We start from the raw sequence: 25,960 nt of genomic DNA, 5'->3' as shown, positions 1-25,960 counted from the left end.
GGTCAAGACCCCTTATGCGTTTTTCATGATGATTGTTTCAAGCGTGTTGGCAACATCCTGGCAGAAATCAGCGACCTCTTCCAGGTTTTCATAAATCTCCTTCATCTTGATCAAGCGGATCGGGTCTTTTTCGATGGTGAAAATATGCTTGATCGACTGGCGAAGAACGCCGTCGCACACCGTTTCCAAATCTTTAATTTTAATGGCGTGTGTCCGGATCTCCTGCAGCTTCTTCATCGACAGCAACTCAATGGCTCGAACCATTTCATCTGTGCAGGCGCGGATGGCTTCAACAAACTTAATCATATAGTCATCTGCTTCAATGATGGAATACATCTCGAACATAGCGGCTGTTTCTTCAAGACCGTCGAGCACATCATCCATGCTCATCGCGAGAGCCAGAATGTCTTCCCGCTCAATCGGCGTAATAAAGGTATGATTCAGTTCCTTAATAATTTCATGAATAAAATCATCGCCCTTTGTTTCGAATTGCTTCATTTGGTCGGAAAATATCTTTAAATCATTAGCGTTTTTGAGTTTATATTCGTCGAAATAATAAGCTCCGTCTTTTAAATTTAATGCAATCGACTCCAGCAATAGTGAAAACTTATCTTTTTTCTGCTTGAACACCGTAAAGGCCCCCTATATTTTATAGATATAACATCAACCGTTCCATTCTACTCGAATTTTGTCGAATGAAAAAGCTTTTTTATTGCGGAAGGAACGGGAGCGCAAACGGTCACGCTTTCATTGCCAAATAATTCAGGAATCGTTAATTTTGCCGCATGGAGCAGGGGATTCGGAGAAACCGGAGTGCCTCCATATAAGCTGTCACCTGTGATCGGATGGCCGATCGATGATAAATGAACCCTGATTTGGTGCGTGCGCCCTGTCTCAAGCCTGCATTCAAGAAGGGACTTTCCATTATGGACAGCCAGCCGCTTATAATGAGTAACAGCTGATTGTCCAGATGGCGAAACCCGCTGCCGGGATGGGTGGTGCCGGTCCTTGCCGATCGCTTTCGTAATCGTGCCGCTTTTCCGCTCAACGATCCCGTCCACGACAGCATAATATGTTCGGAATATATCTTTTCGTTCCAGCAGGCGGGATAAAAAAGCGTACGCTGCCTCGTGCTTGGCGAATAAAACAGCCCCAGTCGTTCCTTCATCGAGCCGATGAACGTGGCGCACAGGCAATGTGTCTCCGCTCATTAAAACGTGATAGCAGACATGATTTAAAAGCGTGCTCCCTTCGTCCGGCTGGTTCGGGTGTGTTTTCATTCCTGCCGGCTTATTTGCTACGAGAAAATGGTCGTTTTCATATAAAACAGACGCGTGAGGGTACTCGGGATCTGCACCGAATCGACCGGGCTTGAAAAAAGGGATCGATACGCGGTCGCCTTTGTTCAGCGGCTGATGCCAGCTTACCTGTTCATTATTGAGCAACACCACTTTTTCCATTCGCCACATGTGCACCATTTTTTTTGGCAACGGCCATTTTTCTTTGAAAAGGGCTTCGATTGTGAGGTCTTCCCAGTCGCTATCAATTTGTATAATAAAATAAGGTCCTTGTCGAATTGTGTTCATTAAAATCATCCTTTTCTGACAAATATTCTTTTTCTTCTACAAGATTGTATGGTATTCTTATGGAAGACTGCAAATAAAGGTGGCTGTGATCCATGTCCATGCTTATGTCTTCAACGATTGAACAAGAAGAAAAAATGAAATCACTATGCAACTACTTGTCGAGACATGTTTTTCCGCGATACCTTCAAAAAGAGCTGGTCGATTTATTTGAAGCGGAAAAATTATTCAGTTTACACGACCAGTCCTTTGAATATGTGGAATCGCTGGACGATGCCTCGAAGGTGATTACCGCGCTGAACACGATTATTTCAATTCTAGAAACACCATCGATCTCCACACATTATGAAGATTTATTCACAGAAAGCATACATATCCTTCAAAGCTATCAAATTGCCTTTCCGTTTCAGCTGTCCTTTTTTCTGGAGCACCGGCATGCAGGTTCCTTTAATTGAAAAAAGCTTCCCGCCCGGCGGGAAGCCTTTTTTTATTGGTTTTCTTCTTTTGTCTGCCCTAAAAAGGCGGTCCATTCTGATTCCGGCTGACTGCCAACGAGACGGTCTTTTTCAACGCCATTTTCAAAATAAATAAGGGTTGGCGTGTATTCAATCTTATAGTCTGTCCAGCCCTGTTCAAATTCAAGCAGGTTGTACTGAAGCACGTCCACATTTTCATCATCCGCAATCGGCATTAAGACAGGTGTTGTTTCCTGACAGTGCGGGCAGGTCGGGCTGTAAAAATACACAACCGCATCCTCGCCGTTCTCAAGCTTTTCCTGTAAGTCTTCCGGCAAAACAATATTTTGATAGTTCGGATCATCCAGCTGCTCAATGGTAGAAGCGTCTAGATCATCTTTTCCATATGGATTTCCTTCCGTAGCTTGTTCTTTCTGATATTGCGTAATAAAGGCAATGGCCCCGAAAATAGCGATGAGCACCACAGCGAAAATAATAATTTTCTTCAACAGTTATTCTCCTTTTCTTTTTAAAATCATCAGGCTTGTGATGAAAATAATCACAAACGCCGTTAAAGCCAAAAATGGTATGGTCACAAAGCCGAACCAGTTAATGTACATGCCTGTACAGGGCACACGCCCGCAGGCAGGAGCAGCGTCAGTTAAAAAATCGACCTTTTGAAGACCGTAATGATAAAGAGAAACAAGTGCGCCGATTGCTGAAAACGCAAGAGAGTATACGGCAGCCTTCAGATCCTTTTTCACAACGGCGATCCCGAGTATTAACACAATCGGGTACATGAGAATCCGCTGATACCAGCACAGCTCACACGGTTCATATCCGACAATTTCCGAGAAGTAAAGGCTCCCGAGCATCGCCGTTAATGAAGCAGCCCATGCGGTAAAAAGCAGGTTTTCTTTTTTTTGCATGTTTCATCCCGCCTAGAATTAAAATAATTGCTGAACATTAGCATTATAGTCTGAACAGAAGGAAAAAGTAAAACATTCCGCGTCATGATAAAACTGTAAAATGAACTAAACAGATGGTATGATATAGGAAATCATAGTTTGGAGGGATTGCCTGTGGCCTGGGAAGATGAATACATGAGATGGAAGAATTACGATGGACTTGATCAAGAAATGAGTGAGCTGCTCGTTTCCATCGAAGAAGACGAAAAAAGTGTAGAGGATGCGTTCTACAAAAATCTTGAATTCGGTACCGGCGGCATGCGCGGAGAAATCGGCGCGGGCACGAACCGGATGAATGTATACACAATCCGGAAAGCGTCTGCTGGTCTTGCTGCCTACATAACAGAGCAAGGAGAAGAAGCGAAAAAGCGCGGGGTAGTGATCGCATATGATTCCCGCCATAAATCGCCGGAGTTTGCCATTGAAAGTGCAAAAACGCTGGCATCAGCCGGTATTCAGACATATGTATTCGATGAGCTGCGCCCAACACCCGAGCTTTCTTTTGCTGTGCGCGAATTAAATGCGTTTGCGGGAATCGTCATCACCGCAAGCCACAATCCACCTGAATATAACGGCTATAAAGTATACGGCCCGGATGGTGCACAGCTTGCGCCGGAATCTGCGGATCGTGTCATTGACCACGTAAACGCTTCAGGCAACGAGCTCCAAATTAGTGTCGAAGAGGAATCTGCTTTAAAGGAAAAAGGCTTAATTCAAATGATCGGAAAAGAAATGGACGAGGCCTACGTGGCCAAGCTGCTGACCATTTCTGAATGGCCGGAAGCAGCGACGGAATCTGACGTTTCAATTGTGTTTTCTCCATTACATGGCACAGGCAACAAGCCGGTGCGCCAGGCGCTTGACGCGCTCGGTTATAAAAATGTGACGGTTGTAGCAGAGCAGGAGCAGCCGGATGCCAATTTTTCCACGGTGAAATCGCCAAATCCGGAAGAAAAAGCCGCGTTTGAGCTGGCGATTCGCGATGGTCAGAAAACTGATGCGGATATTTTAATTGCAACAGACCCGGATGCAGACCGTCTCGGCGTCGCTGTCAAAGACGGGAATGGCGGTTACGTGCTGCTCACAGGCAACGAAACAGGTGCCGTGCTCGTTGATTATATTTTATCCCGCAAAAAAGAAAAAGGCACGCTGCCAGCCAATGGCCGGATCTTCAAGACAATTGTGACATCTGAGCTTGGGCGTGCGGCAGCTGAGCAGTACGGTGTTTCCTGTGAGGATGTACTGACAGGCTTTAAATTTATCGGTGAAAAGATTGAGCAGTACAATGAATCAGGTGAACATACCTTCTTATTTGGCTATGAAGAAAGCTACGGCTATTTGATCGGGGATTTTGCCCGTGACAAGGACGCTGTGCAAGCCGCTTTAATGGCCGTCGAAGCGTGTGCGTATTACAAAAAGCAAGGCAAAACGCTTTATGATGCGTTGATGGATTTGTATGAGCGTGTTGGCTATTACAAAGAAGGGCTTCAATCTCTTACGTTAAAAGGGAAAGATGGAGCCGAGCAGATCGCTGGCCTTCTTGCTGCCTTCCGTGCGCAGGCGCCTGAAGCCATTGCTGGCATTTCCGTTAATTCTGTTGAAGATTACCAAACGGGCGAGCGGACCATTATTTCCACCGATGCGAAAGAAACGATCGAGCTGCCTTCATCCAACGTCTTAAAATATTTCCTGGAGGACGGCACATGGGTATGTGCCCGCCCGTCCGGAACAGAGCCGAAAGTGAAATTTTACTTTGGCGTGCAGGCCGATTCATTCGCCGCCGTTACCGAAAAGCTTGCTCTCGTACAGGAAGACTTCATGCACCGTGTGCAAGACATGCTGAAATAAGCGTATGTAAATAAGCTTTGGAAAAAGGTTCTGCATAGAAAGAAAAGCCAAACGATTACAGTCGTTTGGCTTTCTTTTGATTTCTTCATGACGGTAAATCGGTTAGTGACTGTGCTTGCGCGAACATAGTTTGGGCGGCTTCTGCAGGACTTCGCGTTCGGAGGGGCGGGCGGTGAGCTAACTTTTGTCGCTGACGCTCCAAAAGTGGATCTCACCTGACCCGCTTAATCCCTCCCGAGTCTTCGTCCTGCGGCAGCCGCCCTGGTCGTGCTTTTCCAAGAAAAAAGAAGAATCAAGGCTTTCAGCTATTAGATCGTTCGGATTCAAGCGCCAATCTCATTGTTGTGTCCCAGCCTCTTTCATGTTTGGCTTTTTCCTGCATAGGATGAAGCAGGGGGGATTCGGATGAAGCAGAACGATCTTCAATATGCCATTGACGAAATTACTGAAATAGCTGCTGGATTTGGGCTTGATTTTTATTCAATGCGGTATGAAATCTGCCCGGCCGATATTATTTATACATTCGGTGCTTACGGAATGCCTTCCCGCTTTTCACACTGGCGGTTTGGGAAACGGTTTTATAAAATGAAGCTCCAGTATGAAATGGGGCTTAGTAAAATATATGAGCTGGTCATGAATACGAATCCATGCCAGGCCTTTTTGTTAAATACCAATACGCTCGTTCAAAATAAGTTAATCGTGGCGCACGTATTGGCCCATTCTGATTTTTTTAAAAACAATGTACACTTTAAAAAAACAAACAATCAAATGGAAAAATCAATGGCATCTGCAGCAGAACGGATTCAGCATTTGATCGATGAACATGGAATAGAGGAAGTGGAAAACTTTCTGGATGCGGTTTTAACGATTGAAGAGCATGTAGATCCGCTGGCGCATATTGGGCAATTTCAAACAGAAAGCCCAGTGGCGGCTCAGTACGAATACGATGACTTATGGGAAAAAGAAGCAGCACCGGAAAAAGCGCCGACCGTTTGTTATGAAAAAGACCTGCTCGCTTTTATTGCGCAGCACAGTCCGGTTTTAACAGACTGGCAGCGTGAAATTGTCATGCTGATCCGTCAGGAAATGCTTTATTTTTGGCCGCAAATGGAAACGAAAATTATGAATGAGGGCTGGGCATCGTATTGGCACATGCGCATTATGAGAGAGCTGCCGTTAACCGAATCTGAAGCGATTGATTATGCCCGTTTAAATGCGGATGTGGTGCAGCCGTCAAAAATGGGCATCAATCCTTATTACTTAGGTGTGAAGCTTTATGAATACATTGAAAAACAGCATGGCAGCAGGGAGATTCTGTTCGATGTGAGAGAAACGGAGTCCGACCTGTCTTTTCTTCGCAATTTTTTAACGAAGGAATTTGTAGAACAGGAGGATCTGTATTTGTTCGAGAAAAAAGGAGCGCACTGGACCATTACGGAAAAGGAATGGGAGGCCGTTCGGGATCAGCTCGTTTCGTCGAAAATCAATGGCGGCTTTCCTTCGCTTTACATTATAGAAGGAAAAGAGGACCTGCATATTTCGCATGCCTACGAGGGAAAGGAGCTTGATGTTGGCTATTTAGAGCAGACTCTTCCGCACATATTTAAGCTCTGGGGGAAACCGGTGCACGTTAAAACCGTGATTGACGGAAAAATTACCATTTTTACTCAGCATAAGGATGGATTAAAAAGGAAGTATGACGGCATGTTTACCGTTTAAATCACAAGGGAAGGATGAAGGAAAAATGCATCTCAGAAAGAAGGAAAACCATGGGATTCGTTTTTATCCTTTTATATTTTTTGATTGTTGCCCTTGTGATTGAAATATCGGTGATTGCTTTTACGCTGACTGGACTTGAAAAAGGAGTGGCCCGCTACCAGGCCATCTCTATGCTGACTGGAACAGGATTTACAACGGATGAATCTCAGCTGATTATCGATCATCCCATCCGCCGGCGCATCAGTATGGGCCTGATTCTATTCGGCGCTTTTTCATTGGCCGTGATTATCTCAGCGATTACCAATATTTTATCGGATGATTTACGGCTGAACAAATTGATGATCATTAGCTCTGTTCTGCTAGTCATTTTTATCCTGGGAAAAACACCGATGACGAAAAAATTGCTTCAGCACCGGTTCGAATATGAAATGAAAAAGAATTTGGATATTTCAGAGCTGCCGATTAAAGAAGCTCTTTTCTTAAGCGAGGATGATGTAGTGACCGATCTCGTGATCGAAGAAAAAACCCCCCTTGATGGAAAAAAGGTAGAGGGAGCCTTTGAGCACGGACATGATATTAACTTGCTGTTCATTAAAAGAGGGGAAGTGAATATAAGAGAAAACCTTGTAGATGAAACCATTCAAGCAGGAGATAAGCTGTACCTTTACGGCAATAAACAGGCTATCGAAAAACTTACAGAAGAAATGGAATCAGAAAAGCCGCGTTAGGAGCGGCTTTCTGATTCCATCTTTGCCTCATGACTGGCCAGCTTGTCTAAAATCCGTCTTTTCCGATACAGCATAATCGCTGTATCCGACAAATCTTCAATCATCGAGCGATTGGAAATCGCGCCGAAAAGAATACCAACAACGGGAACGAGCCGGAAGATTTTCTTTAAGCTGTATTGCTCCCGATAAGCTAGAACAACCTCGCGCCATCCCTGCATTTGGGACATCATTTCCTTGCCGTTGCCCCGGTTTGCGTAATCAGAAATTTCGTTTAAAATGGCCCTTTTTCCGACGATATCCGATGAAACAAACTGAAGGCATTTAATAATGAAAATACGCTCCTCACGTTCATTCGGATCGTAGCCGTAAGCAACGGCAATTTCCTGAACTGTTTTTAATGAAATCGCCAGAATGGCCGGAATATCAGCAGCCAGTGTAAACACACCGCCAACACCAGTTGTGGCACCTTGCAATGTAGCGGCGCCTGAATGCGTTTTTTGGATGGACAAAGCCGTTTGGTCCATTGCTGCGAGCGGCAGATTTTTTACATCGTCAATTGAATGAACTGGCGTTTCAGCATAGCGTTCAACCTTTTTCAAGACACTGCTTTGTTTTGTTAAATAGCGGCCGCCGCTTTGAATATAATAACCAAGCTCATCCAGGAGGGTGCCGATTTTTCGCTGGATGAAGGAGGGTGTCAATTTATCAAGAAGCTTAAAGGGCAGCCTGGCAGCACGGTCCCATATCCACAAGCCGCCTTGATCTTTTTCCCATTTTTCCACTTCGTGAAGCTGTTCGAGCAACGATGCTTTCGTTTCCATCTAAATCCCTTCCTTTCTCTTCAAACACATACGGATATCTACCCGTTTAGTTTCAAAAAAAAAACACCTCGGCATCGTTATAAAGCGAAGGTGTTCGTTCACGTTAGTTCTTTTTGAAGCTGTTGCATTTTTATTGCGAGTTCATCGCATACTTCCTGATAGGCGGCCCATCTTTCAGGCAATAAGTCGAAGTGGACCGGGTTCGGTATATTCCAGCGCAAAATCTTTCGTTCCGGTTGTTCAGGCAGCGCTGGCAAACTGTCCCGCTGAAAATCATAAATGGCAATGACAACATCTGCCTCTTGCACAAGATGAGGTTTAAGCGAATACGGTGTATGGCTCTGAATGTCAATGTTTACTTCTTTCATCGCTTCGACGGGCAGGGCATCATATTCTGCAGCCGCACATGCGGCACTGACGATATTCCAGGTAGGAACGTTTAACCTTGCTGCCCAGCCTTCTGCCATCATACTTAAATGATTCACCGGTGACAGGAAAAGGATTGTTTTATTTTTCATAACTGCTGACCCCTTTGGCGTGGTGGTTATACTTTTTTATACCCCATTTTTTCGTTGTTAAGCGGCAATCTTAAAATAGTTCAATTTATTAAATCGATAATAATGGTTCTTTTAGTCTGTTTTATTGCATGAAGCAAACAATTACGTTTTTTATCTTAACATAAATCAAAATCGATTTGTTTAGCTTTATTAGAAAAGTGGTAAGTTACAATTAAAAAAATTTTGTCATTTATGCTCTAATCAATTAAGATAGACGGTATGTGCAATTTGCATATGGATTAAAGGGGGAAACTCAATGAAAAAAATGTCGTTAACAACAAAAATTATTGCGGCGCTTATTCTAGGGGCGGTTGTGGGTCTAATCTTGAACCTGGTTGCGCCAAACGTCTTCGATGTGCTAAATACATATGTATTCGTGCCCGTCGGCCAAATCTTTCTCAGCTTAATCAGCATGCTGGTCGTTCCGCTCGTGTTCTTTTCCATCGTACTTGGAACTGCAGGGCTGGGCGATCCGAAAAAATTAGGTCGAATCGGTGTCAAAACTGTTGGCTATTTTCTCATCACTACATGCATTGCGATTATTATTGGCTTATCGCTGGCAGCTATTGTCCAGCCGGGAGCAGCCGGAGAATTTGACACAGCAGGTGCTGAATTTACAGCAGAGGAAGCTCCTCCTGTTAGTGAAACCTTAATGAACATTATCCCTAAGAATCCGATTAATGCTATGGCTGAAGGCAATATGCTGCAGCTGATCGTATTCGCTGTCTTTATTGGCTTAGCTTTAACGGCTCTTGGCGATAAAACAAAAGGAATCTTTAGCCTCGTCGAGCAAGGCAATGAAATTATGATGTACCTTGTCGGCATCGTCATGAAGTTTGCTCCGTATGGTACGTTTGGCTTGATTGCAACAGCGATCGGAACGCAAGGATGGGATGCTATTCTGGCGATGGGCTCTTATATGCTCGTTGTACTGGCTGCCCTGTTTATCCACGGAGTCGTCACGTACGGCGGAACGGTTGCTTTTCTGGCGAAAAAGAGTCCGATCTGGTTCTTTAAAAAGTTCGCACCGGCGATGGGCGTAGCCTTCAGTACATCAAGCAGTAACGCGACACTGCCTGTTTCAATGGAAGTAGCACAGGATGAATTAAAAGTACCGGAGCCGATCAGTTCGTTTGTTCAGCCGCTTGGTGCGACGATTAATATGGATGGCACAGCGATTATGCAGGGTGTTGCGACCATGTTTATTGCTCAGGCATACGGCCTGGATTTAACAATGGGTGAATTAGCTACTGTCGTCTTAACAGCTGTTCTGGCAAGTATCGGAACGGCAGGGGTGCCGGGCGTTGGCTTGATTATGCTGGCCATGGTGCTTGGAAGTGTTGGTCTTCCGGTTGAAGGAATCGGCTTGATCATCGGGATTGACCGCTTGCTCGACATGACGCGTACAGCCGTGAACATTACGGGTGACGCAGCGTGTGCTTTGTTTGTAGGCGAGTCTGAAAAAAACAAAACGATTAAGCAGCAGCGCGCACAAGCGTAAGGATTTATATGAGAGAAGCAGCCTGAACGTGACGGCCTGCTTCTCTTTTTCTATTCAAAAAAAGATTTTTCGCTTATAATGGATGGGCATTACAAAGAAAAGGGGACTCGAACATGAATCTTGGATTTGGTGAAGTTGCCATCATATTAATTGTCGCCCTGCTGTTGTTTGGCCCGAAAAAATTACCTCAGCTTGGACGGGCTGCCGGACAAACGCTGCATGAATTCAAGCGCGGGATGAAAAACGTCATGGATGATGACGAGGACGATAAAAAGAAATTGGATTCAAAGAAATAAGCAGCGGGCGCCCGCTGCTTATTTTTTAATGGTATTGTATCGGTCAAGCGCTCGTTTTCGCGCCGCCTGATGATCAACGATTTTTGTGGGCCGATTTCCACTTAGCCATTTTTTTATGTAGATCGAGTCAGGATCGAATTTTTTTGCCTGCAGCTCCGGGTTGAAAATGCGAAAATAAGGAGCAGCATCCACACCTGTACCAGCCGTCCACTGCCAGCCCATTACATTGCTGGCCACATCTAAATCGACAAGACAATCTTCGAAATGACGCATGCCGATGGTCCAGTGCTGAAGCAAATGCTTCGTGAAAAAAGAAGCGGCAAGCATCCTTACGCGGTTGTGCATCACACCGGTTTCCCACATCTCCTTCATGCCGGCGTCTATAAAATCAAAGCCCGTTTCGCCTTTTTGCCAGCAGTGAATAGGCTCCTTGTTTTCCGGAACCCATTCAAATGAACAAAAAGCCGGATTAAAGGGCTTCTCCAAGGTATCGGGAAAATGGAATAAGACGTGCCACGAAAATTCCCGCCATATGAGCTGTCGCAGAAAATCAGATCCGCTGTTCTCGGACTGCAGAACGTAATGATAGACATACCGCGGGGAAAGCTGCCCTGCTGCAAGATAGGGAGACAGGCCCGAGCAGCCGTCTGCTGCTGGAAGGTCCCGCTTTTCCTCGTACGCATTCATCTTTTCTTTGGCAAAACGATGCAGCCGGTTCAGCCCCGCCTGCTCACTGACCGTCCAGTGTGTGCTTAGCTTATCGTGCCACGGAAACCCGGAAATGAGGGGAAGCTTCTCTAGCGATAAAGACACCTGCTCATGATCGAAGCCTGTTAATTTCTCCACTTTCGGGAGCGGCTTCGGAATCGACATGGTCATGATGTTTTTGTAAAAGGGTGTAAACACCTTGTACGGACTGTTGTCCTTTTTTCTCGTTTCCCAGGGCGGCAAAAGCAAATCCCCTTCAAACGTTTTCGCTTCAATCCCTTTTTCTTCAAGCTCCTCGGCCATTTTATGATCAGCCTGATAAACAGCGGGCGGATAATGACGGTTCCAGTAAACGGCACTAATGTTTTCTTCAGCAGCCATCTGCTGTACAATTCGGGCGGTACCTCCTGCTTTCAGCACAACAGAAGCGCCCGCTTTGTCCATTTGCGCTATGTACGATCCAAGTGCTTCATGCAGCCACCATTTCGCCGCTGCCCCGAGACGTTCATTTTGTTCATCCCATATAAAAACGGGGAGAATACTTCCTGAGCGGGCTGCTGCCTGCAGTGCGGGGTTATCATGCATCCGGAGGTCGCCTCTGCGGATCAGCAGTAGGATCTTTTTCATCACATCACCTCTTTTTTTCATTTATCTTATGGAGTCAAGGCAGAAACATGCAACTTTTCATGTGCTTGCTTCGTATAGGTAGATATCCCGCTTTTGATCCATATTCGTTGCATTTTGGCGAAATGTGCTTACAATGAAAAAAGGCTGCACGTATCATGTAGAAGGGAACAAATATTATGAAAGTAGTTATACGATTTTTTCAACATATGTGGCGTAAGTTTCATTTGACGCAAATTACCGTTCTGCTTGCGGCGATTGTTGTGTTAGCGGGTCTCGGAATGGGTTTCTATTTTATGAAATCTGCTGACGTCGAAACGTTAAAGCAAGGATTGTCACAATCAACAATTATTTACGACAGGGATGGGGAGAAAGCAAGCAAGCTTTCCGCCAACCGGACAGATAGTGTATCGATTGAAAAAATTCCAGACCACATGCAGGAAGCCATTATCGCGGTGGAAGACAACCGCTTTTATGAGCATGGCGGTTTTGACGTAAAGGGAATTTTCCGTGCTCTTTTTACGAACGTTATGGCCGGATCACGGGTTCAGGGAGCCAGTACGATCACGCAGCAGCTAACAAAAAATGCGCTGCTTTCCCCTGAGAAAACGTACCAGCGGAAAATAGAAGAACTGTTTCTCGCGATTGAAATTGAGAAAGTGTACAAAAAAGAAGAAATTTTGGAGATGTATTTAAACACCAGTTATTTTGGAAACGGAGCCTGGGGTGTTCAAAATGCATCGAAGAAATATTTTGGCAAGGACGTTTCCGAGCTGACGGTGGCAGAATCATCAATGCTCGCAGGAATGGTCAAGGCGCCGTCCCGCTATAATCCGATTGATCATATGGATAACGCGCTTGAGCGACGGAAAGTCGTCTTGAATCAAATGGTTAAATACGGCTATATAAATGAAGATGAAGCCGGCAAAACAGCGGATACCGAAGTGACGCTGAAGGATACAAGCGGGGACCCGTTAAAAGGCAAATATGCGCATTATGCGGATGCAGTCATCAATGAAGCCATATCGAGGTATGGTTTAACACAGGATGACTTATTAACACAGGGCTATAACATTTACACATCAATGGATCAGGATGTACAGACGGGATTGGAAAAGGTATACGAAAACAGCTCTGTCTTTCCTGAAAGTGTGAACGGGGAGGATGCCCAGAGTGCTGCTGTGCTGATGGACCCGAAAACAGGCGGTGTGCTCGGGGTCGTCGGACGACGTGGGGAGCATGTGTTCCGCGGATTCAGCTTTGCAACACAAATGAAAAAGTCGCCTGGGTCGACCATTAAGCCTTTGGCCGTTTACACGCCCGCACTTGAAGAAGGCTATGAGCCGACCGATATGCTGGTCGATGAAGAGATGTCTTTTGGTGAGGGAGAAGGCGCTTATTCGCCGTCCAACTACGGAGGAACCTATGAAGGTGAGCTGCCAATGTACAGGGCTGTTGAGAAATCAGCCAACATTCCTGCCGTCTGGCTTTTGGATCAAATCGGCGTATCGAAAGGCGTCAATGCGTTGAAGCGTTTTGGTCTAGAAGTGGAAAACGCAAAGCTTGGAATGGCGCTCGGCGATATTACTCCTGGCGTTTCTCCGCTGCAAATGGCAGAAGCATACTCTGCTTTTTCAAATGATGGAGTTCGCAAAGACACCTTTTTCATTCAAAAAATTGTCGGGCCTGACGGTGAAGTGGAACCGGAATGGGAGCCTGAAGAAGTAAAAGTAACCTCTAAAGAAGTAACCGATAAAATGACCTCTATGCTTTTAGGTGTTGTGGAACGGGGCTCAGGTGAACGCGCTCAAGTAGACGGCGTGGACATTGCCGGCAAAACCGGATCGACGCAAGTACCGATTGAAGGCATTGATGGAACAGAAGACCAGTGGTTTGTCGGCTACACTCCGAATCTTGTCGGGGCGGTCTGGGTCGGAGTCGAGGAAGTAAGTGAATCCAGCTACTTGACGACAAACAGCTCAGACGGGGCAGTGCCGCTGTTCGGCGAAGTGGTGGAAGAGATCCTGCCATACATCGGCGAAGCATCGTTTGACGTGGATGCAATCGACGAAGAAGCAGAGCCGGAGGAAGAACACTGGTATGACGGAATTGTCGACAAATGGAATGAATGGTTTTAAACTGTGACCGGATGTCCAATCATCCGGTTTTTTTAGAATTATTTTGATAACGCTTTCTTTTTTTAATGTAGAAAAGATTTTAATCTTGTCAGAAAATTTGACAGAAAAGGTGTTGACCAAACGTGCAAAGAACGGTATCATTGACCACAATATAAACTTAATTTTCAGATTAAATATACGATTTTCACAGAGTTGATGGGCAATTTGAAAGGCAAGTCATCTTGGAGGAGATACAATGCGCAGTGATATGATTAAAAAGGGAGTCGAACGTGCTCCACATCGAAGCTTGCTTTATGCAGCCGGTGTGAAAACAAAAGATTTGCACAAGCCGTTTATCGGCGTATGCAACTCGTATATAGACATTATTCCCGGACACGTTCATCTTAATAAATTTGCAGAAGTCGTCAAAAGAGAGATCCGAGAAGCAGGCGGTGTCCCTTTCGAATTCAACACAATTGGAGTGGACGACGGCATCGCAATGGGGCACATTGGCATGCGCTATTCATTGCCAAGCCGTGAACTTATTGCAGATTCAGCGGAAACGGTCATTAACGCGCATTGGTTTGATGGTGTGTTTTACATTCCTAACTGCGACAAAATTACGCCGGGCATGCTGATGGCATCCGTGCGGACCAATGTTCCATCTGTTTTTGTTTCAGGCGGACCGATGGAAGGCGGCGTATCGTCAACAGGAAAGCCGCTCACGTTAACATCTGTTTTTGAAGGTGTAGGTGCCCATTTATCTGGTAAAATGTCAGCAGAAGAGCTGCTGGACATTGAATCGAATGCTTGTCCGACTTGCGGGTCTTGTTCGGGCATGTTTACAGCCAACTCGATGAACTCGCTTATGGAAATGCTCGGTCTGACGCCTCCGGGCAATGCAACAATTGTTGCCACAAGCCCTGAGCGCCACCGCTTAATCAAAGAAGCAGTCGGCTATTTGATGAATGCGATTGAGAATGATTTAAAACCGCGTGATATCGTCAATGAGCGCGCGATCGATGACGCTTTTGCGCTTGACATGGCAATGGGCGGATCAACAAATACTGTTCTTCATACATTAGCCATTGCAAATGAAGCGGAAATTGAGTATGATTTAAATCGTATAAATGAAGTAGCCAACCGGATTCCATATTTGGCAAAAATAAGCCCGGCATCTGATTATACAATGGATGATGTAAACAAAGCAGGCGGCATCAGCGCGATTATCCGTGAACTGTGCTTGCTTGAAAACGGGATTGACGGCGACCGTATGACCATCACAGGAAAATCCGTTTACGAAAATGTAAAAGATGCACATATTACGAATACACAAGTGATTCGCACGAAGGATGATCCTTACAGCCCAGTTGGCGGCTTATCCATTCTTTATGGCAATATCGCTCCATTTGGCGGCGTCATCAAAGTAGGAGCAGTTGATCCTTCAATCAAGGTATTTGACGGAGAAGCCATTGTGTTTGAATCACAGGATGAAGCAATTGAGAATATTAACAACGGCACCGTTCGCGAAGGGCACGTAGTAGTCATTCGCTACGAAGGACCAAAAGGCGGACCGGGCATGCCGGAAATGCTGACACCAACGTCGGCTATTGCTGGACGGGGACTTGGCACGAAAGTCGCACTTATGACAGACGGACGCTTCTCAGGAGCTTCACGCGGCATTTCAATTGGTCATATCTCACCGGAAGCAGCAGAAGGCGGACCTATTGCATTCATTCAAAATGGTGATAGAATTAAGATAGACTTGACGAATCGAACATTAAATGTCGATTTATCCGATGAAGAACTGGCCTCCCGCCGTGCGGATTTCGTACAGCCGGAGCCGAAAATCAAAAAAGGCTGGCTTGCACGCTATGCCAAGCTTGTCACTTCTGCTAATACAGGCGGGGTAATGAAAATTTAACGTAAGCTTCAACACATATAAAACGTTGACGAGGAAAAAGGGATAGGAACTGCATTTCACAGAGAACCGGTTATAGCTGAGAGCCGGGAGTGCATCTTATCGCGACATCCCCTCTGAGTGCTCTTCTGAACGTCATCCAGTAGGAAGAGCCGGGTGCATAAGCTACCCGTTACCAAAAGAACCGGGTTTCGGTTCATAAGGCGGATTTTTGCAAGGAAATTCGTGAATCAGGGTGGTACCGTGGAAAGAAGGAAGTCTTTTCACCCCTGCGTTTCTGTTTAGGCAGTCGCAGGCGTGAAAGGACTTTTCTTTTTGCTTAAAATCGGGTATGTACCCACTGTAAAGAAGGAACCTCTTGCCAATACGGACAATACACCATTATTTGGAGGGGAAAGATATGAGTCAAAATGCGAAAGCAGCAGATTTGAAGGTTGATGATCAGAAAACAAAAGCAGCCCAGCCGATGAACGGTGCAGACCTGTTTATTGAAACGTTAAAAAATGAAAATGTAGAAGTCATGTTTGGTTATCCGGGAGGAGCCGTTCTTCCTTTGTATGATGCATTGTACAAAAATCCCATTCGTCACATTCTTGCCCGCCACGAGCAAGCGGCTATTCACGCAGCAGAAGGGTATGCACGTGTATCCGGCAAGCCGGGTGTTGTATTAGCTACATCAGGTCCGGGTGCGACAAACCTTGTGACAGGCATTACAGATGCAATGATGGATTCGATCCCGCTAGTAGTGTTTACCGGACAGGTGGCGACAGGCGTCATTGGAACGGATGCCTTTCAGGAAGCGGACGTGATCGGGATTACGATGCCGATTACAAAGCATAACTACCAGGTGCGTTCAATGGAGGATCTGCCAAGAATCGTTCATGAGGCTTTCCACATTGCTACCACTGGCCGTCCGGGACCGGTTTTAATCGATATTCCTAAAGACATTGCAATAACAGTCGGAAGCGTAGAATTCTCTGATGAGCTTGATTTGCCAGGATACCAGCCAAACTTTAAGCCAAACAGCCTTCAAGTGAAAAAACTGCGAGGTGCACTTGCTCAAGCGAAAAAGCCGGTTATTTTAGCGGGTGCGGGGGTTCTGTTTGCTAAAGCGTCTGAGGAACTGCTTCAATTTGTCGAAAAAATGCAAATTCCGGTTGTGAATACGCTTCTTGGTTTAGGCGGATTCCCGGCGGACCATCCATTATGCCTTGGAATGGGCGGCATGCACGGAACATATGCGGCGAACACGGCTCTTTACGAATCGGACCTGCTGATCAACATCGGTGCACGCTTTGATGACCGTTTAACCGGAAACCTTGCTCACTTCGCACCGAATGCAACTGTTGCGCATATCGACATTGACCCGGCAGAAATCGGGAAAAATGTACCGACTCAAATTCCGATCGTTGCGGATGCCCGCGAGGCACTGAAAAAAATCCTCAGCCTGGATTTTGAAGCGCCGCAGGCAGACGAATGGCGTGAAAAGCTTCAAAAAGATAAAAAAGACTATCCGCTTTGGAACAGTGAAACGGACGAAGGCATTTCGCCGCAGCGTCTGATGAAGCTCATTCATGATATTACGGATGGCGACGCTGTTGTGACGACGGATGTTGGCCAGCATCAAATGTGGACAGCACAATATTACGGCTTTAATAAGCCGGACCAATGGGTAACCTCAGGCGGCCTTGGCACAATGGGCTTTGGCTTCCCGTCCGCGATTGGCGCACAGATCGCAAAGCCGGATAAAACAGTCGTGGCGGTAGCCGGTGACGCAGGCTTCCAAATGACTTTGCAGGAGCTTGGACTTGTAGCGGAATTAAAGCTTCCGGTTAAAATTGTCATTTACAACAACATGGCGCTTGGCATGGTTCGCCAATGGCAGGAAACATTCTACGAAGAACGGTATTCGCAGTCTTTAATCCCTGTTCAGCCGGATTTTGTTAAATTAGCTGAGGCGTACGGCCTTCGCGGATATGTTGTCACGACTGAAGAAGAGGCAGAAAAAGTCATGCGTGAAACACTGACAGATAATGAGCCTGTTTTGATCGATTGCCGCATTAAGCCGAAAGAAATGGTTTACCCGATGATCGCGCCAGGCAAAGGACTTCATGAAATGATCGGAGTGAAACCGCAATGAAACGAATCGTAACAGCCACTGTCTTAAATCAAAGCGGTGTGTTAAACCGAATCACAGGCCTTTTTACTCGCCGCCAGTTTAATATTGAAAGCATTACAGTCGGTGCCACTGAAACAGAAGGCGTATCAAAGATGACCTTTGTCATTCACGTTGATGACGACCGGACGGTGGAGCAGGTTGTCAAGCAGCTGAACAAGCAAATTGACGTATTAAAAGTAAATGACATTACGGAGCAGGCGATTGTCACACGAGAGCTTGCGCTGCTGAAGGTTATGACCACTCCGCAGACTCGTGCTGAAATTAACGTGATCATCGAGCCTTTCCGTGCAACAATTATTGATGTAGCACGGGACAGCGTGACCATCCAGGTGGTCGGCAACTTCGAGAAAATCGAAGCGATGATCGAGCTTCTGCGCCCTTACGGCATTAAAGAAGTAGCCCGCACAGGACAAACCGCCATTAAGCGCGGCTCCCAGCGGTTTGTGTCAGAATCAAAACAGGTTTCTATTTTAAATTAAAATAAAAAACAAAAAACAATGTTGGAGGATGAAAAAAATGACAAAAGTTTATTACAATGGTGACATTAACGAAGCGGTACTTTCAAACAAAACAGTAGCAATCATCGGTTACGGTTCGCAAGGTCATGCACACGCCTTGAACCTTCGTGAAAGCGGCGTAAATGTAGTTGTTGGTCTTCGCCCGGGAAAATCATTTGATCAGGCAACGGCGGATGGCTTTGATGTGAAAACAGTGCGTGAAGCAAGCGCGGCAGCGGACATCATCATGATTCTTCTTCCAGATGAATATCAAACGGCTGTATACAAAGCAGAAATCGAGCCTGAGCTTCAAGAAGGAAATGCGCTTGCATTTGCTCACGGCTTCAACGTTCATTTCAATCAAATCACACCACCTGCAAATGTAGATGTATTCCTTGCAGCGCCTAAAGGTCCTGGTCACCTTGTACGCCGCACTTACGAGCAAGGCGCTGGTGTACCGGCATTGTTTGCCATCTACCAGGATTACACTGGCCAAGCAAAAGACATCGCGCTTGCTTATGCGAAAGGCGTTGGCGCAGGCCGTGCAGGTATTCTTGAAACATCATTCCGTGAAGAAACAGAAACAGATTTGTTCGGTGAGCAAGCAGTACTTTGCGGCGGAACAGCTGAGCTTGTTAAAGCAGGCTTTGAAACACTTGTAGAAGCAGGCTACCAGCCGGAAATTGCGTACTTCGAGTGCTTGCATGAATTGAAATTGATCGTTGATCTTATGTACGAGGGCGGCCTTGAAGGCATGCGCTACTCCATCTCTGATACAGCTCAATGGGGCGACTACGTATCAGGACCACGCGTTATCACAGCTGAGACAAAAGCGCGCATGAAAGATGTATTAACAGATATCCAAACAGGTAAATTTGCGAAAGGCTGGCTGCAGGAGAACCAATTAAACCGTCCTGAATTCACAGCGATCACTCGCCGTGAAAGTGAGCACCAGCTTGAAGTTGTTGGGAAAGAGCTTCGTGCCCTTATGCCGTTCATCAAGCAAAACAAAAAAGCAGAAGGCGTTAAAAACTAAGGTTTTTCATTTATAAAAAGTGATTTCAAGCAACGGAGGGATTTACGTGAAGAAGAAAATTGCCATTTTGCCGGGTGATGGAATCGGTCGGGAAATTGCATCAGGTGCTGCATCTGCACTTGAAGCGGTCGGAAAACGCTTCGGACATGAATTTGAATTAGAATACGCGAACATTGGGGGAGCCGCTATTGATTCGGACGGGACGCCGCTGCCGGATTCAACTTTAGCGCTTGCCAAAAGCAGTGACGCGATTTTGCTTGGTGCGGTAGGAGGTCCTAAATGGGACAGCCTTCCGTCCGCAGAACGTCCAGAGCGGGGCCTGCTGGCAATTCGGAAAGAGCTTGGATTGTTCGCCAATCTGCGCCCTATTCCGTCATTCCAAAAACTCGTGCAGTCTTCACCGTTAAAGCCTGAAATTGCCGGAAATGTCAATATGCTCATCGTTCGCGAACTAACGGGCGGGCTGTATTTCGGCAAGCCTAGCGAACGGCGCGGTGAGAACAATGATGTGGTTGTTGATACATTATTGTATACACGTGAAGAGATCGAGCGTATCGTTGTAAAAGCATTTGAATTTGCCAAATCGCGCGACGGCCGCCTGACGTCTGTTGATAAAGCCAATGTGCTTGAATCCAGCCGGATGTGGCGGGAAATCGTCAACGAAAAAGCAGCAGATTACCCGGAAGTAACGGTTGATCATATGTATGTGGATGCGGCTGCGATGAAGCTCATTTCAAGCCCGGGGCAGTTTGATGTGATCGTAACGGAAAACTTATTTGGTGACATTTTAAGTGATGAAGCCTCAATGATTACCGGATCGCTCGGAATGCTTCCGTCCGCAAGCTTATCGGAGAGCGGTCTTGGCTTGTACGAGCCGGTTCATGGCTCAGCGCCTGATATCGCCGGTCAAAACAAAGCGAATCCGCTGGCCATGATCCTGTCCACAGCATTAATGCTGAAGTACTCGCTTCATCTGCGTGAGGAAGGCGAAGCAATTGAGCGTGCGGTGCAATCCGTTTTAAATGACGGCTTCTGCACGCCGGACTTGCAGATGGAAGGCAGCACGATCGTTGGGACGGATCAAATGATCAAACTCGTGACGGAGCGAATTGCTGATGATGTACCTGCTTCAGCCGATGAAGTAGTTTACATGTAAAAAAAGCCAACGTGGATTCAACCTTCCTTTGTCTATTTGTCAAAGGAAGGCGGGGTCCTCGTTTTTTATCCACTGGAGAAGAAACAAATTGGGCGAAAAAAGATTCTATTAAAATCATACGCACATAAGAGGGGGGCTGTACGATGACGAAGAAAACGGTTATTGAAAAGATTTGGGAAAACCACGTTGTAAGCAGAGAAGAAGGAAAGCCAGATCTGCTTTACATCGACTTGCATCTTGTTCATGAAGTAACATCACCGCAGGCGTTTGAAGGATTGCGCATGAACGGCCGCCGCGTCAGACGGCCTGATTTAACATACGCAACAATGGACCATAACGTTCCAACGGTGAACCGGCACATTGTAAGTGACCCGGTTTCGAAAACGCAAATGGAAACCTTACAGAAAAACTGCCGCGAATTCGGTATTGAACTGGCGGACATTGATCACCCGGACCAGGGAATTGTTCACGTGATCGGACCGCAGCTTGGTTTAACACAGCCGGGCAAAACGATTGTTTGCGGCGACAGCCATACATCTACTCACGGAGCGTTCGGAGCACTTGCATTTGGGATCGGCACAAGTGAGGTAGAGCACGTACTCGCTACGCAAACGATCTGGCAAAAGCAGCCGAAAACATTGCAAATTAAAGTAAACGGCAAGCTTGGCTTTGGCGTTCAGTCCAAGGATATTATTTTGGCCATTATTGCGAAATTCGGCGTGAATGCCGGTACAGGCTATGTGATGGAATTTACAGGTGAAGCGATCCGTTCATTATCCATGGAGCAGCGCATGACGATTTGCAATATGTCGATTGAAGCAGGTGCGCGGGCAGGCCTGGTCAGCCCGGATATGACGACAGTGGAGTATTTGCGTGGACGCCGCTATGCCCCTCAAGGAGAGGATTTTGAAGAAGCAGCGAAACGATGGCTTTCTCTTGCTTCGGATGAAGGTGCTTCATATGATAAAACACTCGAAATTGATGCAGCAGACATTGAGCCGCAGATGACATGGGGAACCAATCCGGCGATGGGCAGCGGCATCTCAGGCTTTGTTCCGTCTCCTGATCAATTCGATCGTGAAGCGGATAAAGAGTCTGTTCGTCTAGCCCTTGACTACATGGGTCTTGAAGCAGGAACGAAATTAACAGATATTCCGGTAGATTACGTGTTTATCGGCTCCTGCACAAATTCCCGTTTAAGCGATTTGCGTGCTGCGGCAGAAGTAGCAAAAGGCCGTAAAGTACAGGAGAGCGTAACGGCGATTGTTGTTCCCGGTTCCCAAACGGTTAAACAGCAGGCAGAGGCAGAAGGACTGGATCAAATCTTTATTGATGCCGGCTTCCAGTGGCGCGAGTCGGGCTGCTCGATGTGTCTTGCCATGAACGATGACATTGTACCACCAGGCAAGCGCTGTGCATCTACATCAAACCGCAATTTCGAAGGACGTCAAGGAAGCGGTGCCCGTACCCATCTTGTCAGTCCGTCTATGGCAGCTGCAGCAGCTGTAACCGGTCGTTTTACGGATGTGCGTGAACTTTCGGGAGTGAATCAATAAAAAGGAGGGGCTTGCATGGAGCCGATTAATCAATTTACAGGAACTGTTTGTCCCATCAACCGGGCCAACATTGATACGGATCAAATTATTCCAAAGCAATTTTTAAAGCGAATCGAACGTGCGGGCTTTGGCCAGTTCGTTTTTTACAATTGGCGCTTTGATGATGATGGCAATAAGCGTGAAGACTTTATTTTAAACGATCCAAAATTCGCCGATTCTGATATTTTAGTTGCAGGTGAAAATTTTGGCTGCGGCTCATCACGTGAGCATGCTCCGTGGGCACTTTTGGATTACGGCTTCCGTATTATTATCGCGCCAAGCTATGCGGACATTTTTTACAATAATAGCGTAAAAAATGGCATTCTCGCTGTGAAATTAACGGACGATGAAGTCGAAACATTGCTCGAACGCTCGTCTGTTCCGGGCTACAAGCTTCACATCAACCTTGAAGAGCAATCTGTCAGTGATGAAAGCGGCTTTAAAGCGCACTTTGACATCGACCCGTACTGGAAGAAAATGCTCATCAACGGCTGGGACGAAATTTCCGTTACCCTGTCAGAAGAACAACGAATTGCCCGTTACGAAGAGAAAATGTACGGCAAGCAATACAGCTGAAAAAAAGCCTTCCCGTTTTTAAAGGGAAGGCTTTTTAAATTAAAGCATGGACACAATCCAAGAAATTACGACGATTGCACCAATCACCATTAAAATTGTTTTTAACATATCCGTTCACCTCATACTGTTTATTGATACGAATAATATTCCCCAAATGCGGAAGCTTAAACCACATACCCACATGACAAAAATGACAAAAAAATGACGGAATATGACGAATTTATGTTTTCTCTCTATTGGCATAGGGAAATAGATAGAAAGGGAGGTGCGTGCTTTGATCGAATTTAATGAAGTATCAAAAAAGTATCCGGATGGATTTGAAGCGCTGAAAAAAATCAATTTAAAGGTAGAGGCTGGGGAACTATTTGTATTAATTGGTCCCAGCGGGTGCGGGAAAACGACCACGATGAAGATGATCAACCGTTTGATTGACCCATCGAGCGGTACGATTACCATTGATGGAAAAAACATTTCAAAAATCAACCCGGTTCAGCTCCGGCGGGACATCGGCTACGTCATTCAACAAATCGGGCTTATGCCTCATATGACGATTAAAGAAAATGTCGGTCTCGTGCCGAAGCTGAAGAAATGGGAAGAAACCAAGTACAGCGAAAAAGTAACCGAGCTCATGCATCTTGTTGGACTCGACCCGGCGGTTTTTGGAGACCGTTATCCGTCTGAACTCTCCGGCGGACAGCAGCAGCGGATTGGGGTTATTCGTGCCATGGCCGCTGAGCCGAACATTATTTTAATGGATGAACCATTCAGTGCGCTTGATCCGATCAGCCGCGAGCAGCTGCAGGATGAGCTGGTGCGTCTGCAAAGTGAAATTAAAAAAACGATCGTATTTGTGACGCACGATATGGATGAAGCGCTTAAGATCGCTGACAGAATTTGTATTATGCAAGGGGGCGAAGTTGTCCAATTAGATACCCCTGAGCGCATTCTTCGCCATCCAGCCAACGATTTTGTTCGGCAGTTTATCGGAGAAGACCGCATGCAGCAGGATACGATGTCTCTTCCGGCATTGGAGCTGTTAATGACATCACCGGTTACGGCATCGCCGGAAAGAGGAATTGCTGCCGCCTTGAAGCTGATGCGCCAAAAACGGGTCGACAGCTTAATTATTGTCGACAACCAGCGCCAGTACCACGGTGTGGTCGGGATATGGGATCTTCAGAAGTATTATTCGAATGAAGACATGACCCTTCGTGACATTGAAAAAGTGCAAGTGCCTGTGATGAATCATCTGGATGATCCGGAAACAGCACTCGATATGATTAATCAGTCGCCACTCAGCTTTATTGTCGTGACAGATGAACAAAACCGCGTACAAGGAATGATCAACCGTGCCAGTATCGTCCGGCACATTTCCAATCAATTTGCTTAAGGAGGAGGGATGACTTATTTTTACGCTTAATTTAGTGAATCAGACAGTGGATGCTTTTACAACGAGATGGGCCGAAATATGGCAGCTCATTCTTGAACATTTATATTTGTCGTTAATTTCAATTGGCCTTGCGATCCTCATATCCGTGCCTCTCGGAATTTATTTAACCCGTCATAAAAAAATTGCTGAGCCCATTATCGGAATTACAGCAGTATTTCAAACAATTCCGAGCTTAGCACTGCTTGTGTTTCTTGTCCCGTTTATTGGAACAGGAAAAGCGCCAGCGATTATCGCCTTAACGATCTACGGTCTTCTGCCTATTTTACGAAATACATATTTGGGTATTACAGGTGTCGATCGATCAACGGTAGAAGCGGGTGTCGGCATGGGGATGACCAGCCGGCAGGTGCTGTGGATGGTGGAAATGCCGCTTGCGATGAAGGTCATTATGGGCGGTGTCAGAACCGCGACGGTGTTAATTGTAGGGGTGGCCACAATTGCCGGTTTGATCGGCGCAGGCGGACTGGGGGATTTAATTTTCCGCGGGCTGCAAACGTACAATTCGGGGCTTATTTTAGCAGGAGCGATCCCGGCGGCGCTTATTGCCATTATTCTTGACTTTGTCTTAAAAAGAATTGAATACAATTCATCAACAGAAGCGCTGCAGAAAAAAGGCAAGCGCAGCCGCCGCATGACCTATGCGATAGCCGGAGCGGTAGCCGTTTTGTTTATCGGTATGGTCGTCTGGCCTTTTATTAGCGGTGGACAATCAGGCAATACGATTACCATTACCGGAAAATCGTTTACCGAACAGGAAATACTTGTTCATGTATATGGAAAGCTTATTGAAGAAGAAACCGACTTAAATGTAAATTATGAGTCGTTTATCAGCGGTTCGGCCGGTGTGTTTGACGGATTAAAGCAAGGGTCCTATGATATGTCGGTTGAGTATACAGGAACGATTTTAATCAACTATTTAAAAGAGGAAATCGACAGCAATGATCCGGAGGAAGTATACGATTATGCGAAGCAGCGGTTTAATGAAGAATTCGATCTTCAGCTGCTTGACCCGATCGGATTCAATAATACGTATTCAGTCACGATCCGTCAGGCAGATGCTGAACGGTACGGCATTGAAACCATTTCTCAGCTCCAGCCGTATGCAAAGGACATGCGGTTCGGCTCAGAGCCGGAATTTTTAGAGCGTCCGGACGGCTATCCGGGACTTCAAAACGTGTACGGACTTGATTTTGCCTCAACACAAACATTAGATACTGGCATTATGTACAGTGCCATAAAAAACAATGAAGTGGACGCGATTGATGCGTACACAACAGATGGACGTATTCAGGCGTTTGATTTAAAGGTGCTGGAGGATGATAAGCAGTTTTTCCCTCCTTATTATGCGATCCCTGTCGTGCGCGGCGAAGTGTTGGAAGAGCACCCCGAGCTTGAAGAGATGCTGAATAGGCTGGCTGGCAAAATTGATGATGAACGCATGCAGGAATTAAACAAGCGGGTAGACATTGACGGCAAGAAATATGAAGAAGTCGCCGAAGAATTTTTGCAGGAAGAAGGATTATTAAATTGAGCAAGAAGCGTTTCGCATGAGCGGAACGCTTTTTTTCTTGTTAAAGGCATGAAGAAAGAAAATTCGGGAAAAGTGAGAAGAGCAGCGATTTAAA

General features: G+C 46.1%; 23 protein-coding genes. 16 read left to right on the top strand and 7 right to left on the bottom strand.

The features are described from left to right. Positions 1–12 precede the first annotated feature (12 nt). Both BW952_RS15780 and BW952_RS15775 read right to left on the bottom strand, forming a co-directional pair. Positions 13–630 carry a DUF47 domain-containing protein gene (locus tag BW952_RS15780; protein ID WP_045851294.1) on the bottom strand — a complete coding sequence of 206 codons (618 nt, stop codon included), beginning with the start codon at positions 628–630 and terminating at the stop codon, positions 13–15. A gap of 47 nt (positions 631–677) precedes the next feature. Further along, positions 678–1,586 carry an RluA family pseudouridine synthase gene (locus tag BW952_RS15775; RefSeq protein WP_045851295.1) on the bottom strand — a complete coding sequence of 303 codons (909 nt, stop codon included), beginning with the start codon at positions 1,584–1,586 and terminating at the stop codon, positions 678–680. 92 nt (positions 1,587–1,678) lie between these two features. Here BW952_RS15775 and BW952_RS15770 point away from each other — a divergent pair, with 92 nt between their 5' ends. Continuing rightward, positions 1,679–2,038, top strand: a complete 360-nt coding sequence (locus BW952_RS15770) for a DUF5365 family protein (protein WP_045851296.1) — start codon at positions 1,679–1,681, stop codon at positions 2,036–2,038. 32 nt (positions 2,039–2,070) lie between these two features. Here the strand turns inward: BW952_RS15770 and BW952_RS15765 are convergent, their stop codons facing one another. Next, positions 2,071–2,547, bottom strand: coding sequence for a thioredoxin family protein (locus tag BW952_RS15765; protein WP_045851297.1), 477 nt, complete (start codon positions 2,545–2,547; stop codon positions 2,071–2,073). A gap of 3 nt (positions 2,548–2,550) precedes the next feature. Then, positions 2,551–2,967, bottom strand: coding sequence for a disulfide formation protein C (locus BW952_RS15760; protein ID WP_045851298.1), 417 nt, complete (start codon positions 2,965–2,967; stop codon positions 2,551–2,553). A 153-nt stretch (positions 2,968–3,120) separates the two neighbouring features. Here BW952_RS15760 and BW952_RS15755 point away from each other — a divergent pair, with 153 nt between their 5' ends. The 3 genes from BW952_RS15755 to BW952_RS15745 all read left to right on the top strand — a co-directional run bounded on the left by BW952_RS15755 (position 3,121) and on the right by BW952_RS15745 (position 7,301). Beyond that, positions 3,121–4,854, top strand: coding sequence for a phospho-sugar mutase (locus tag BW952_RS15755; RefSeq protein WP_045851299.1), 1,734 nt, complete (start codon positions 3,121–3,123; stop codon positions 4,852–4,854). Between the two features lie 405 nt (positions 4,855–5,259). Then, positions 5,260–6,573: a SpoVR family protein gene (locus BW952_RS15750; protein WP_045851300.1), complete on the top strand. Its 1,314-nt coding sequence runs from the start codon at positions 5,260–5,262 to the stop codon at positions 6,571–6,573. 50 nt (positions 6,574–6,623) lie between these two features. After that, positions 6,624–7,301, top strand: a complete 678-nt coding sequence (locus BW952_RS15745) for a TrkA C-terminal domain-containing protein (RefSeq protein WP_045851301.1) — start codon at positions 6,624–6,626, stop codon at positions 7,299–7,301. Here BW952_RS15745 and BW952_RS15740 read toward each other — a convergent pair. Beyond that, on the bottom strand, positions 7,298–8,122 hold the full coding sequence (locus BW952_RS15740) for an EcsC family protein (protein ID WP_045851302.1): 825 nt from the start codon (positions 8,120–8,122) through the stop codon (positions 7,298–7,300). The genes BW952_RS15745 and BW952_RS15740 overlap by 4 nt on opposite strands. A gap of 98 nt (positions 8,123–8,220) precedes the next feature. Next, on the bottom strand, positions 8,221–8,640 hold the full coding sequence (locus tag BW952_RS15735; protein WP_052698471.1) for a low molecular weight phosphatase family protein: 420 nt from the start codon (positions 8,638–8,640) through the stop codon (positions 8,221–8,223). 304 nt (positions 8,641–8,944) lie between these two features. Here BW952_RS15735 and BW952_RS15730 point away from each other — a divergent pair, with 304 nt between their 5' ends. Both BW952_RS15730 and BW952_RS15725 read left to right on the top strand, forming a co-directional pair. Further along, a complete protein-coding gene (locus tag BW952_RS15730; protein ID WP_076496342.1) occupies positions 8,945–10,180 on the top strand; it encodes a dicarboxylate/amino acid:cation symporter in 1,236 nt (411 codons plus the stop codon). A gap of 113 nt (positions 10,181–10,293) precedes the next feature. Continuing rightward, the gene (locus BW952_RS15725) at positions 10,294–10,476 is read left to right on the top strand and encodes a twin-arginine translocase TatA/TatE family subunit (protein ID WP_045851304.1); all 183 of its coding nucleotides are present in this window, start codon (positions 10,294–10,296) and stop codon (positions 10,474–10,476) included. 18 nt (positions 10,477–10,494) lie between these two features. Here BW952_RS15725 and BW952_RS15720 read toward each other — a convergent pair whose 3' ends face one another. Then, positions 10,495–11,811 carry a cryptochrome/photolyase family protein gene (locus BW952_RS15720; RefSeq protein WP_045851305.1) on the bottom strand — a complete coding sequence of 439 codons (1,317 nt, stop codon included), beginning with the start codon at positions 11,809–11,811 and terminating at the stop codon, positions 10,495–10,497. A gap of 176 nt (positions 11,812–11,987) precedes the next feature. Here BW952_RS15720 and BW952_RS15715 point away from each other — a divergent pair, with 176 nt between their 5' ends. From BW952_RS15715 to BW952_RS15670, 10 genes are all read left to right on the top strand, one after another. Next, complete coding sequence (locus BW952_RS15715) at positions 11,988–13,946, top strand: transglycosylase domain-containing protein (protein ID WP_045851306.1); 1,959 nt, start codon at positions 11,988–11,990, stop codon at positions 13,944–13,946. Positions 13,947–14,181: 235 nt separating this feature from the next. Continuing rightward, positions 14,182–15,849, top strand: a complete 1,668-nt coding sequence (gene ilvD / locus BW952_RS15710) for a dihydroxy-acid dehydratase (RefSeq protein WP_045851307.1) — start codon at positions 14,182–14,184, stop codon at positions 15,847–15,849. A 397-nt stretch (positions 15,850–16,246) separates the two neighbouring features. Next, positions 16,247–17,986 (top strand): acetolactate synthase large subunit, encoded by a 1,740-nt coding sequence (gene ilvB, locus BW952_RS15705; RefSeq protein ID WP_045851308.1) that lies wholly within the window; start codon positions 16,247–16,249, stop codon positions 17,984–17,986. Continuing rightward, positions 17,983–18,504: an acetolactate synthase small subunit gene (ilvN, locus tag BW952_RS15700; RefSeq protein WP_045851309.1), complete on the top strand. Its 522-nt coding sequence runs from the start codon at positions 17,983–17,985 to the stop codon at positions 18,502–18,504. Before ilvB ends, ilvN begins: the two co-directional genes overlap by 4 nt. A 37-nt stretch (positions 18,505–18,541) precedes the next feature. Then, a complete protein-coding gene (ilvC, locus tag BW952_RS15695) occupies positions 18,542–19,558 on the top strand; it encodes a ketol-acid reductoisomerase (RefSeq protein ID WP_045851310.1) in 1,017 nt (338 codons plus the stop codon). Between the two features lie 46 nt (positions 19,559–19,604). Further along, positions 19,605–20,714, top strand: a complete 1,110-nt coding sequence (gene leuB, locus BW952_RS15690) for a 3-isopropylmalate dehydrogenase (protein WP_045851311.1) — start codon at positions 19,605–19,607, stop codon at positions 20,712–20,714. A gap of 143 nt (positions 20,715–20,857) precedes the next feature. Then, the gene (gene leuC, locus BW952_RS15685) at positions 20,858–22,270 is read left to right on the top strand and encodes a 3-isopropylmalate dehydratase large subunit (protein WP_045851312.1); all 1,413 of its coding nucleotides are present in this window, start codon (positions 20,858–20,860) and stop codon (positions 22,268–22,270) included. Between the two features lie 15 nt (positions 22,271–22,285). Continuing rightward, the gene (gene leuD / locus BW952_RS15680) at positions 22,286–22,885 is read left to right on the top strand and encodes a 3-isopropylmalate dehydratase small subunit (RefSeq protein WP_045851313.1); all 600 of its coding nucleotides are present in this window, start codon (positions 22,286–22,288) and stop codon (positions 22,883–22,885) included. Between the two features lie 274 nt (positions 22,886–23,159). Further along, positions 23,160–24,275 carry an ABC transporter ATP-binding protein gene (locus BW952_RS15675; protein WP_045851314.1) on the top strand — a complete coding sequence of 372 codons (1,116 nt, stop codon included), beginning with the start codon at positions 23,160–23,162 and terminating at the stop codon, positions 24,273–24,275. 46 nt (positions 24,276–24,321) lie between these two features. Beyond that, complete coding sequence (locus BW952_RS15670; protein ID WP_231581423.1) at positions 24,322–25,866, top strand: glycine betaine ABC transporter substrate-binding protein; 1,545 nt, start codon at positions 24,322–24,324, stop codon at positions 25,864–25,866. Positions 25,867–25,960 lie beyond the last annotated feature (94 nt).

The organism is Domibacillus enclensis, assembly GCF_900156125.1.
In the GTDB taxonomy this organism is placed as follows: domain Bacteria; phylum Bacillota; class Bacilli; order Bacillales; family Domibacillaceae; genus Domibacillus; species Domibacillus enclensis.
This window is presented reverse-complemented; position numbering and strand designations above follow the sequence as displayed.